This window comes from bacterium (assembly GCA_035308905.1).
In the GTDB taxonomy this organism is placed as follows: Bacteria; Sysuimicrobiota; Sysuimicrobiia; order Sysuimicrobiales; family Segetimicrobiaceae; genus DASSJF01.
On the sequence record DATGFS010000077.1, the window covers coordinates 1 to 11,664 of the forward strand.

An 11,664-nucleotide genomic window follows, 5' to 3' on the forward strand; every position below is an offset into this window, starting at 1 on the left:
CCCGCCGCGGCCCCGTGGAATCCGGTGGCCGGTTTTGGGGATCCGTTTGGCCGCCTCGTGTGGGCCGCGGTGGGTGACCCGGCCATGCTGCCGAGCCCATACGGCGCCGGGTGGATCGCGAACCGGATCGGCAGCTGGGAGACGTGGAGCGTCAAGTTCCAGCGCGCGTTTGGCGGCGTGACCGTCCCGGACGCGTCCCGGCACGAGGTCGAGGTCCCAGCGGACGCGGTGCTGCCGCGCCCGGGGAGCGGGGTCCTCGACCGGGTCGGTGCCGGCAGACGGGCCGCCGATATGGTGGAGTATCGGGTGCTCGCCTCCGCCTTTCACGACGGCACGGTGATGAGCGCGGGGGATGTACTGTACCCGTTCGCCTTTGCCTATCGCTGGGGCACTCCGTCTCCACGGGGCGGCGCGGCCGATGCCGGCCGCGCGTCCCGCACGTACGACCCGGCGGTCGACCGCGCCACGGTGCTGGAGCGGCGGTACCTCGACGGCGTCAAGATCATCCGCGTCCAAAAGGTCGTCAGGGATCTCGGGGCCGACCTGAAGATCCGGTACGACGTACCGATCGTGCGCGTCTACCTGACCTATGCGGGGGCGGACGCGTACACGCCGCTCCTGGCGATGCCGTGGAGCACGGTGCCGTGGCATGTCCTCGCCCTTATCGACGAAGCCGCGCGGCGCGGCATCGGCACGCTCTCCCCCGAGGCGGCGCAGGCGCGCAAGACGGCGCCCCTCGACCTCGTCCGCTCTCCCGCGCAGGAGGCTCGCCTGGCGGCCCTCGTCGACGACTTCGCTTCGAGCGGGTATGTGCCCGAGGCACTGCACGGGATCGTCAGCCCGGCGGAGGCGCGGGCGCGCTGGCGGGCGCTCGCGGCATTCTACCGCGAGCGCCATCATTTTCTCGTCACGAACGGGCCGTACCGCCTGGATCGCTGGTCGCAGCGGATCGCGGTGCTCGGCGTGTTCCGGGACCTCAGTTATCCGCTCGGGGTCGGCTCGTTCGACAAACAGGTCTACCCGCGCCGCGCGTCCATCGGAACGGTCGCGGTGCGCGGCGGCCGGATCGAGTTCCACCCCGTCGTCGAGCGCCTGTTCAAGTACGACCGCTACTACAAGATGGTCACCGAGGCGCTCGGCAGCAACACGTCCGGCGCGTACGACGATATCACCGCGGTCTGCCGGTACATAGTCGTCGGCCGCGACGGACAGGTCGCAAAAACCGGCATGGTTCCCGCGCCGGCGAACGGCGCCTTTTCGTTCAATCCCGGCGACGGCCTCCCGCGGGGCGGCTACACGATCTGGCTCGCGGTCTCCGTCAACGACAATCTCATGAACCCGCAGGTCAAGCCCATCGCCTACAGGCGGTAGCGCTCCTCAGCGGTCTCGCGTTATTGTTTCAGCGCCTTGGCCACGTCGACTTTCTGGAACTCCGCGGCGAACGCGGTCACGTACTCGACCGCGCGGTCGATGATCTGCTCGCCGCGCCGCCGCAGCGCCTCGATGTCGGCCTTGTTCACGTCCGGCGGGCTCGCGATGTCGATGTCCCAGGCGTCCACCGGAATGAGCACCGGCGCGCCGCCGAACTCGAAGTTGTTGAAGCCGAGCGGCTTGATCGCGTCCCCGAACATCTTTCGCAGCGGCGGCTGCGTGCCCCACTCGCCCTTGTAGCCTCCGCCCCGGAGGTCGGCGATCTCCGTCCCGCCGGCCGCGAGCGCGACCGCGAGCTCGACGATGTGGGTGCCGTCGGTGCAGAGCTCCGGCTGCAGGCGCTTCGTAATGTTCCACCACTCGACGATCGCGACCGCCATCCCGAGCTCGCGCACGTTGCGGCCTGCGCGCGTCAGCGGCTCGCGGTTGCCGCCGTGACCGTTCAGCACGATGACTTTCCGCGTGCCGTTGTGGTGGAGGCTGCGGCAGATGTCCGTGCAGAACGCCTCCATTGTGCTCTGGCTGATCGCGAGCGACCCCGGATAGTCCCGCATCTTGTCGTCCTCGCCGTACGTCAGCGTCGGCAGGATCATCATCCCCGTTTGCCTGCCGACGCGGTCGGCAATCGCGTCGACGGAGATCGCGTCGATGCCGATCGGGCTCGGGCCATGCCCGTGCAGCGTGCCGACCGGCAGGATCACCGTGTCGGACCGGCGGAACGCTTCCTGCGCTTCCATCCACGACATGTCTTGCAACCGGTACTTGGGCATGATCGAGGCACCCCCCCGAGGAAATTAATCCGCTCGGGTGCACCCGGGCGGACCGGCGACTTCACTGTTGTCCTGATGATGGCTTCGCGGCGGCCCTTGCCGATCCATCCCGGCCGGCAGCGATCGCGACTAACGCCGGCCGAGCCACCGGTGGTACTGGTCGGGCAGCGCAAAATAGACGGCGAGCAGGCCGCACATCAACAACCCCGCGAGGGGACGGAGTAACCCGACGCCCAGCGCTGCGATGTAGGCCACCAGCCCGGCGTTGTAGGCGCGGGTGATCGCCGCGACGAGCCTCGGATCGGCATCCGGCGCAAGCAGCCGGTCGTTTCCGCTCGCGTAGCGCCACAGCACGTTCCAGATGGTGGCGATGAAAATGAACGTCCCCGTGTACACGGCCGCCGACACCCGTTCGCCGTGCCCGACGTAGGCCGCGACCAGCGCGGTGGGAAACGGCAGGAACGTGATGCCGAGCAAGAGGAGGCCGTTCAGCACGAGGAGCGTGTGATCGGTGCGGCGGATCAGCGTAAAGTTCAGGTGATGGTTGATCCACATGATGCCGACCGTCGCGAAGCTCGTCACAAACGCGAGGTACGCCGGCCACTGCCGCAGCAGCGCCTGCCACAGCGGCGGACCGCCCGCGGCGGCGGGCGGGACCTTAAGATCGAGCACCAGCAGGGTCATGGCGATCGCGAAGACGCCGTCGCTGAACGCCTCGAGGCGCGACGTCTCCATGACAGGCGACAGGGGCGGCCCCCGTCGGTCGCCGGGCGTCGGCCCGCTCACCGGCAGCCTGTCAGGCCCCCGTCGATGATCAGTCCCGAGCCCATCGCGAACCGCGACTCATCGCTCGCCAGAAACAGCGCGGCGGCCGCGATATCTTCCGGCCTGCCCAGGTCGCCCGAGAGCTGCCGCGCCTTGACGTTGGCGAGGCCCTGCGCGTAGTCCGGGTACGACTCGCGCAGGTACCGTTCGACGAACGGGGTCAAGATCGTGCCCGGCAGCAGCGCGTTGACCCTGATGTTGTACGGCGCGTAGTCCACCTGCATCGACCGCGTCATCGCGAGCACGGCGCCCTTGGACGCGGAGTACGACGCCCGGCGCGCCAGCCCCATCTCCGCGATCGCCGACGACATGTTGATGATCGAGCCGGCGCGCTGCGCCATCATCGCCGGGACGACCGCCCGGCTCATCAGAAAAACGCCGCGGACGTTGACGTTCATGACACGGTCCCACAGATCGAGCGGCGTGTCGTGCACCGCGCCGATCCCGGCGACGCCCGCGTTGTTGAACAGCACGTCGATGCGCGTCCATCGCTCGAGGGTCCGCGCCGCCGTGCGCCCGCACGCGGACGGGTCGGTCACGTCGGTCGGGGCCGCGAGGGCCTCGCCCCCCGCGGCCCCGATCTCTTCGGCGACGCGCCCGCCGGCCTCCGCGTCCACGTCGGCCACCACCACCCGGGCTCCCTCGCGCGCGAACAGGAGCGCACTCGCGCGCCCGATCCCCGAGCCGGCGCCGGTGATGACGCAGACTTTGCCGGCCAGCCTCACTAGAGGAGCCCCGCCCCCTTGAGCCAGGTGGTGGCGGCGTCCGTGACGCTCGACCCGTTCACCACTTGAAGCTGAAGCTGCTGGCTGACCTCCGTGGTCAGCTTCGGCGCGAGCGCGTTGAGCGCCGTCGCGATGCCGGGCGCCTGTGTCAGGGCGGCGTCGCGCACGATCGGCGCCGGATGGTAGATCGGGAACAGGTGGCGGTCGTCGTCGAGCAGGACAAAGTGGTTCTTCGCAATGAGCGCGCTCGTCGTGTAGCAGACGTTGACGTCGGCCTTGCCCTGCTGGACGGCGGGAAACGTCAGCGCCTCATCGAGCACCGTGGTCCTCCCGAACGTAAAGCCGTACGCCGCCTTCATCCCGGGGAGGACGTTCGGATCGCTGGTGCCGTCGGGCGGGGACGCGACGGTCAGCTTCGGGGCCGCCGCCGCCAGCTGGCTGACCCTCGTCCCGAGCTTCGCTCCCCGCGCCTGGGTCGTGCAGATCCCGTAGGTGTCGTTGAGCGGTGACATCGCCAGCCAGGTGATGTGGAACTGCTTCTGGTAGCCGGCCTTCACGAGAGCGTAGTCCTTTTGGTCGTCGTGCGTGGTCTTGAGCTTCAACCGCGCCAGCCCGGTCGCGGTGAACTCCGGGTACAGATCGATCTGACCGCTCACGATGGCGTTGTGAACGATGTCGTTGGTGCCGAGCTTGGATTTTTCGGTGACGTCGAATCCGGCCTTCCGGAGCACAAGCACGTACACTTTGGTCAGCAACTGCGCTTCGGTATCGAGCTTGCCTCCGACGGTGAGGTGCGGCTTGCCCGCGGCCGCCGCTCCGGGACTGCTTCCCGGGACGATCGCGCTCACGAGCGCCCCGATCACGAGCACCGCCAGCAGCTGTCCTTGGAACAATCCGCTTCTGCGCTTCGCCACGATCTCCATCCTCCTCTCGAATGTCACCGCTTCGCTACTCGAAGGACCGTACCCGCAGTCCCGGCGACGTGAGCGCGCGCTCCACCGCGCCGAGTCCGAGTTCTGTGCACAACGCCAGGATGGACACCGGCACCGTGCCCGCCAGGATCTGCGTCATGTCGACCTGGTAGAGCCCCGACAGGATGTAATCTCCGTACCCGCCTGCGCCGATGATGGCGGCGAGCGTGGCGGTGGCGATGATCTGCACGCCGGAGGTGCGGGCGCCGGACGCGACGATGGGCAGGAGGAGGGGCGCCTGAATACGCAACGCGATCTGCCGGCCGGTCATTCCCATACCCCGGGCCGCGTCGATAACGGCGGGATCGACGCCCCGCAGACCGGCCCATGTATTCAACAGCACGGGGGGGATCCCTAGGACCGTGAGCGCGACGAAGGCCGGCGTAAAGCCGAGTCCGAGATACGGAATCGCGAACGCCAGAAAGGCGACGATCGGAATCGCCCGCATCATGCCGCTCACGTTGACCGCGAGAAAGGCGAACAGGGGCCGCCGCGCGGCCCAGGCGCCCGCGGCGGCCCCGATGACGATCGCCGCGACGAGCGAGGCCGCGCACAGCTCCAGGTATTGCACGGTGTGCCCCAGGTAGTCGGCGCCGGGACTCGCCACGAACCGCAGCAGCGCCGCCATCACCGGTTCACCGCCGCCGTCCGCCACCGCCCCGCGGCCGTCTCGATCGCCAGCAGCAGCAGGTCGGCCGCCACGGCGACCGCCCCGACGACGACGCCGCCCGCGAAGACCTCGTCGTAGTTGGCGTTTTGGATGCTGCCGAAGATCAGGTCGCCGAGTCCGCCCGCGCCGACCAGGGAGGCGAGCGACGCGATCCCGATCGTCGTCACCGTGGCGACGCGCACGCCGGCGATCACGAGCGGCAGGGCGAGCGGCGTCACGACCCGGCGCAGCAGCTGCCCCCGGCTCATGCCCATGGCGCGGCCGACGTCGAGCAGGAGGGGATCGATCGCCTGGATCGCCGCCGCGGTGTTCCGGATCAGCACCAGCTGCGCGTAGAGCACGAGCGGGACGACGATCGTCGTGGTGCTGAGTCCGGTGATCGGCACGAGCACGGCGAGCAGCGCGAGGCCCGGAATCGTGTACAGGAAGCCGGCGACGCCCACGACCGGCAGGTGGAGTCCGCGGTAGCGGGCGACGGCGACGCCGAGCGGCAGAGCGATGACGACCGAGATTCCCATCGCGATGCCGACGATCACCAGGTGCTGCGCGAGGAGGTTCGGTATGCTCGACGAGTCGCCGAGCGCATAACTCCCCGGGTTCAGCAGGAATCGCACGTCACCGAGCCGTCCTCTCCGGCACAGAACCTCCGGCCGCTTCGCTGCCTCCTGCCGGGCGGCCGGCCTCTCTCAAGGCGGTGATCTCGCGCGCGAGGCCGGCGAGCGTGACATAGCCGGCCGGGTCCTCCGTCCCGTTGGCGGCCACGGCCAGCGCCGGGGCGCCGGTCTCGAGCAGCGCCAGCAGCGCCTCCAAGAGAGTCGCGTCGGCGCGGAGACGCACGGGTGACGACGGCCGTGCGGGCCCGGTAGGCCGCTCCAGGGCGACCGAAATAGGCAGGTATTCGAGCTGGCGCAGAATCGCGTCCGCGCCGATGAGGCGGCGGACAAAATCGTCGGCGGGACGGGTCAGCAGCTCCACCGGCGTGCCGGCCTGCACCAGGCGGCCCTCCGACATGATCGCGATCAGGGATCCCAGCCGGAACGCCTCGTCCACGTCGTGGGTCACGAAGACGATCGTCGTCCTCACCCCGCGTTGGATTCTGAGGAGTTCGGCCTGCAGCCGGCGTCGCGTGATCGCGTCGAGCGCCCCGAACGGCTCGTCCATGAGGAGGATACCGGGCGCGGTGGCGAGCGCACGCGCGATCCCCACGCGCTGCTGCTCCCCGCCGGAGAGCTGGCGCGGGTACCGTGTACGGTACTCCGCCGGCTCAAGGCCGACGAGGGTCAAGAGCTCGTCGGCGCGCCGCGCCATCTCGTCCTTCGGGCGGCCGGCGACCTCGCCGGTCAGGCGAACGTTCTCGGCGACGGTCATGTGGGGGAACAGACCGACCTGCTGGATGACGTACCCGATGCGGCGGCGCAGCGCGATGGGATCTTCCTGGAGGACGTCGCGGCCGTCGATCACAATCGCGCCCGAGGTCGGCTCGACGAGCCGGTTGACCATCCGGAGCAGCGTCGTCTTGCCGGCGCCGGAGGTGCCGAGCAGCATGCAGATCGCGCCTTCCGGGACATCGAACGTCACCCCATCGACCACCGGGCGGTGGGCGCCGGGGTAGACCTTGGTGACGTCCCGGAACGCGATCTTGGTCACGCGGAGTTCAATTACCTGGTTGCCGGCCGCTTGTCGGCCGGCGGAGGAGCGGGACCCCAGAACGCCGACCGGCTGTTGCGCATGCGGATGTCCCGGCGCCTACCGCGCCGTCCAGCCCTGGTCGACGAGGAACGTCGTGCCGGTGATGCCGCTCGCGAGGTCGCTGCACAGGTACCGCACGGCGCCGGCGATTTCATCCGGCTCGAGCAGCCGCTTGATCGCCGCCGGTTCGAGCATGATCTTCTCCACCACGTCCTGGGGCGGGATGCCGTGTACCTTCGCCTGGTCCGCGATCTGTCCTTCGACGAGCGGCGTGCGCACGTAGCCGGGACAGATGGCGTTCGCGGTGATGCCGTGCTCGGCCGCCTCGAGGGCGAGCACCCGCGTGAAGCCCACGATGCCGTGCTTGGCCGCGGTGTACGCGCTCTTGAACGGAGACGCGACCACGCCGTGGATCGACGCGATGTTGACGACGCGTCCCCAGCGGTTGGCCATCATGTGCGGCAGCGCGTACTTCGTGCAGAGGAAGGTGCCCGTCAGCATGACGCCGATCAGGAGCTGCCACTTCTCCTCCGGGTACTCGTGGATCGGCGCGATGTATTGGAGCCCGGCGTTGTTGACGAGGATGTCGAGGCGGCCGAGACTCCGGGCGGCCTCGCCGATGAACCGGCGCACGTCGTCGGGCTTGCTCACGTCCCCTGTAACGGTGATCGCGCGGCCTCCCGCGCGCTCGATCTCGGACGCAACCGCGCGCGCCGCGTCCGGCCGGACGTCCGCGATGCACACCGCGGCGCCGCCGGCGGCCAGCGCGAGCGCCGTGGCCCGCCCGATCCCGCTGCCGGCGCCCGTCACGACGGCCGCCTTTCCCGCAACGTTCAGGTCCCAGGCCGGCACGAGCCTCACCCCTTCACGGATCTGCGCACTGCGACTCTTCGTCGGAGCCGGCGCGCCCTCCCTGCCCCGTCTGACGGGCCCTCCGGCCGCTTGCGGGACGGACCCGCGGCGCGTATGCTGAGCGGAGATTGGACGGGCCGGTCTATCGATTGATCCGCGGGGCGGTGCGCGGTTTGGCGCGCGCGCTATTCCGGCTTCGGGCCGTCGGCGTCGAACGCCTCCCGGCGCTCGGGCCCGCGGTGCTCGTCGCCAACCACATCAGCTGGCTCGACCCGATCATTGTCCCGCTCGTCTTGCCGCGCAAGCCTGGATTTCTCGCGATGGAAGAGTTGTGGCGGATGCCGGGCGTCGCCTGGGTGATGCGCACGTACGGCCCGCTGGCCATCCCGCTGCGGCGCCAGGCCATCGACACGACCGCGCTGCGCCGGGCGGCGGAGGCGCTGCGGCAGGGCGCGTGGCTGATCGTCTTTCCGGAGGGCGGGATTCCGCCGGCCGGTGAAGTACGGCCGTTTCATCGGGGCGCGGCGATGCTCGCGGCGCGCGCGGGCGCGCCGATCGTCCCGATTGCGATCGTCGGAACGGACGACGCCCTCCCGCTCGGCCGCATCATCCCGCGCCGGCGTCCGATCACGGTATACGTGGGCGATCCGATCACCGTGCCGGCCGGCGACCGGAACGCGCTCGGAGACGCCGTCGCACAAGCGGCGGCCCAAATCCGCGCCATGCTCGCCGCGGCGCGCGCCGGCACGGACGCGAAGGCGTAGACAGGCGGCCGGCCGAACCTCCCTCCCATGGCGTACGTCGGCACTCCGCTGCGGCGGCGGGAAGATCGCCGCCTCCTGACCGGCGCCTCGCGGTTTCTCGACGACATCCGGCTGCCCGGCATGGTCCACGCCGCGATTGTCCGATCGCCGCACGCCCACGCCCGCGTCGTGCGCCTGGATGTGCAGGCGGCGCTCGCGATGCCCGGGGTCGTCGCGGTGCTGACCGGGCGCGACCTGGGCTCGCCGGTGCCCCGGATTCCCGCAGTCCCGATGTTCCCCGGCGTCGCGAAGGCGACGCACCCGCTCCTGGCCGAGGATACCGTCCGCTACGTCGGCCAACCGGTCGCCGTGGTCGCGGCGGTCAGCCGGTACGCCGCGGAGGACGCGGTTGACGCGGTGCGCGTCGAGTACGAGCCGCGGCCCGCCGTGGTCGACTTGGACGCCGCGGTCGCGGCGGGCGCCCCCGTGCTGCACGAATCCCTTGGCGGCAACGTCGTCTTTACCCGCGACGTGCGGGCGGGCGACCCCGAGGCCGCGTTTCGCGATGCGGCCGCGGTCATCGAGGCCACATTCGAGCAGCCCCGTCTCGCCGGGATGCCGCTCGAGTGCCGCGGCGTCCTGGCACGGTACGACGCGGCGTCCGGCCGGTTCGAGATCACCCTCTCGACCCAGTCGCCGCATGGCGCGCGTGAGACCCTCGCCGGACTCCTCGGCGTCGAGCCGGACCACGTCCGCGTGATAGCTCCGGACGTCGGCGGCGGATTCGGGGTTAAGGGCATTGACTACCCGGAAGAAGCACTCGCCGCGCTGCTGGCCCGCCGCCTGCAGCGGCCGGTCGCCTGGGCGGAGGACCGCCTCGAGGACCTCAGGAGCACCGTGCAGGGACGGGGACAGCGGGCGCGTCTGCGCGCCGCCGTGTCCGCTGATGGGACCATCACGGGGGTCGAGGGCGATATCCTGGCCGACCTCGGAGCGTACTGCTACTCCGTCACCGCGATCATTCCGACCTTGACGACGCTCGTCGGGCTCGGCGCCTACCGCATCCGGAACGTCCGGCTTCGGATGCGGGGCGTCGCGACGACGAAGGCGCCGGGCGGTCCCTATCGCGGCGCGGGCCGCCCGGAAGGCGCCTATTATATAGAACGTCTGATCGATCTCGCCGCGGCGCGGCTCGGCCTGGACCCCGCGGACGTCCGCCGGCGGAACTTCATTCAGACGTTCCCGTACAAGGGCGCCACCGGCCTCATCTACGACTCGGGGGACTACCCGGCGCTGCTCGACCGGGCGCTACGCCTGGCGGACTACGACCGATGGCGAAGGGAACAGGCCCGGCGGCGGCGCGAGGGCGGTCTCCCGCTCGGAATCGGGCTGTGCACGTGGATCGAGACCGCGGGCGGCGGCGAGACGTGGGAGACCGCGAGCGCGCGGGTCGAGGGGTCCGGCCGGGTGACGGCCGTCACCGGGTCGTCGCCGCACGGGCAGGGCCTCGCGACCGCCCTGAGCCAGATCCTCGCGGACGGACTCGGCCTGACGCCGGAGGACGTCACGGTGCTGCACGGCGACACGGACGCCATCCCGGAGGGTGTCGGTACGTTCGCGAGCCGGTCGCTGTCGCTCGGCGGATCCGCGATGGCCGGCGCGGCGTCGGACTTGAAAAGGCGCATCATCGCCGCGGCGGCGAGACTTCTCGAGGCCGCCCCGCGGGACATCACCCTCGAGGGCGGCCGGGCCGGGGTGCGCGGCGTGCCGAAGCGAACGTTGACGTTCCGGGAGATCGCCGCGCGGGCCGGCGAGCCGCTTGAGGCGAGCACGCGCTTCGAATCGGAGCGGGTGATGACGCCGTCGGGGGCGCACGTCGCCGTGGTCGAGGTCGACCCCGAGACCGGGGCCATCAAGGTCCTCTCATACGTTGCGGTGAACGACTGCGGCCGCGTGGTCAACCCGCTCCTGGTCGAAGGGCAGGTACACGGCAGCCTGGCGCAGGGGTTCGCGCAGGCGCTGCTCGAGCAGGTCGTCTACGGCGACGACGGCCAGCCGCTCACGGGGTCGCTCATGGACTACACCGCCCCGACCGCGGCCGATCTGCCGCCGGTTGTGTCCGCGATGCAGGAAACGCCGTCGCCGCTCAACCCGCTGGGTTCGAAGGGCATCGGCGAATCCGGAACGATCGGCGCGCCCCCCGCCCTCGTCAACGCGGTCCACGACGCGCTGCGCCCGCTCGGCGTGACGGGCATCGATATGCCGATGACCCCGGACCGGGTGTGGCGGGCGATCCGCGACGCCTCGTCTAGTCCCGCTGCCAGCGGTACCCGTCCGCCGCGCGGGTAATCCGGCCCCAGGCAGGAAACCGGTCGTGCGAAAAGACCAGCACGCTTTCGTGGCCTGACTGGTCGGCGAGCAGGCGGCGGCGCGACGCCGCGAGGGCCGCGACGTCGCGGTTCGGGGGCGCCCAGTCCACGTGCTCGACCTCGCACGGCAGGTGGAACAGGTCGCCGAGATAGTAGAACCGCCGGTCGCCGGACGCGACGCGCACGTGGCAGTGTCCCGGCGTCTCCCCGGGGGAGGCGATCATCGCCACGCCGGGCGCCACCTCGCGCTCCCCATCCACCAGATCGAGCAGGCCCCGCTGCGCGGCCAATCCGAGGCGGCGCACCAGGGCGCTGTCCGGCTGCTTCCGCGTCGGGTGCTCCTCCCAGTCCCGCCGCCCGATGACGTGACGCGCGTTCGGAAAGCGGAGCGCCAGATCCGCGCCGCGCTCCGCCGCCACGCCGGCCAGATGGTCCTCGTGAGCATGCGTGATCAGCACGTGCGTCACCGAACCCGGGACCACGTCGATGCGGCGCAGCGCGGCTTCGAGGCCGGGCGAGCGCGTGAGGCCCGGCCACTTGGCGGCGAACTCGCGGGCCCACGCCGACGACGGCACGTCGCAGCCGGGGTCGATGACGACCGACGCGCCGCCGAGGCGGA

12 protein-coding genes are annotated in these 11,664 nt (G+C 70.7%); 3 read left to right on the forward strand and 9 right to left on the reverse strand.

The window, feature by feature from the left end:
- On the forward strand, positions 1-1,371 hold a 1,371-nt coding region (locus VKT83_19105), incomplete at its 5' end, for a hypothetical protein (GenBank protein HLY24581.1).
- A 20-nt stretch (positions 1,372-1,391) separates the two neighbouring features.
- On the opposite strand, the gene VKT83_19110 is transcribed toward VKT83_19105, so the two are convergent.
- From VKT83_19110 to VKT83_19145, 8 genes are all read right to left on the reverse strand, one after another.
- Complete coding sequence (locus tag VKT83_19110) at positions 1,392-2,201, reverse strand: creatininase family protein (GenBank protein ID HLY24582.1); 810 nt, start codon at positions 2,199-2,201, stop codon at positions 1,392-1,394.
- Between the two features lie 129 nt (positions 2,202-2,330).
- Complete coding sequence (locus VKT83_19115) at positions 2,331-2,936, reverse strand: TMEM175 family protein (GenBank protein ID HLY24583.1); 606 nt, start codon at positions 2,934-2,936, stop codon at positions 2,331-2,333.
- A gap of 47 nt (positions 2,937-2,983) precedes the next feature.
- Positions 2,984-3,751: a glucose 1-dehydrogenase gene (locus VKT83_19120; GenBank protein ID HLY24584.1), complete on the reverse strand. Its 768-nt coding sequence runs from the start codon at positions 3,749-3,751 to the stop codon at positions 2,984-2,986.
- Complete coding sequence (locus VKT83_19125) at positions 3,751-4,665, reverse strand: glycine betaine ABC transporter substrate-binding protein (GenBank protein ID HLY24585.1); 915 nt, start codon at positions 4,663-4,665, stop codon at positions 3,751-3,753. Before VKT83_19125 ends, VKT83_19120 begins: the two co-directional genes overlap by 1 nt.
- A 34-nt stretch (positions 4,666-4,699) precedes the next feature.
- Positions 4,700-5,377 (reverse strand): ABC transporter permease, encoded by a 678-nt coding sequence (locus VKT83_19130; protein ID HLY24586.1) that lies wholly within the window; start codon positions 5,375-5,377, stop codon positions 4,700-4,702.
- On the reverse strand, positions 5,350-6,006 hold the full coding sequence (locus VKT83_19135) for an ABC transporter permease (GenBank protein ID HLY24587.1): 657 nt from the start codon (positions 6,004-6,006) through the stop codon (positions 5,350-5,352). The genes VKT83_19130 and VKT83_19135 overlap by 28 nt, the downstream gene beginning before the upstream one ends.
- Before the next feature lies 1 nt (position 6,007).
- Positions 6,008-7,039 (reverse strand): ATP-binding cassette domain-containing protein, encoded by a 1,032-nt coding sequence (locus VKT83_19140; GenBank protein ID HLY24588.1) that lies wholly within the window; start codon positions 7,037-7,039, stop codon positions 6,008-6,010.
- A gap of 99 nt (positions 7,040-7,138) precedes the next feature.
- Positions 7,139-7,933, reverse strand: coding sequence for a 3-hydroxybutyrate dehydrogenase (locus tag VKT83_19145; protein HLY24589.1), 795 nt, complete (start codon positions 7,931-7,933; stop codon positions 7,139-7,141).
- Between the two features lie 173 nt (positions 7,934-8,106).
- Between VKT83_19145 and VKT83_19150 the strand changes: the two genes are divergently transcribed.
- Together VKT83_19150 and VKT83_19155 are read left to right on the forward strand one after the other, a co-directional pair.
- Positions 8,107-8,697, forward strand: a complete 591-nt coding sequence (locus tag VKT83_19150) for a lysophospholipid acyltransferase family protein (protein HLY24590.1) — start codon at positions 8,107-8,109, stop codon at positions 8,695-8,697.
- A gap of 27 nt (positions 8,698-8,724) precedes the next feature.
- The gene (locus VKT83_19155) at positions 8,725-11,025 is read left to right on the forward strand and encodes a xanthine dehydrogenase family protein molybdopterin-binding subunit (GenBank protein ID HLY24591.1); all 2,301 of its coding nucleotides are present in this window, start codon (positions 8,725-8,727) and stop codon (positions 11,023-11,025) included.
- Here VKT83_19155 and VKT83_19160 read toward each other — a convergent pair.
- The coding region (locus VKT83_19160; GenBank protein HLY24592.1) for an MBL fold metallo-hydrolase at positions 10,985-11,664 on the reverse strand (680 nt) is incomplete at its 5' end. The two genes, VKT83_19155 and VKT83_19160, sit on opposite strands and share 41 nt — an antisense overlap.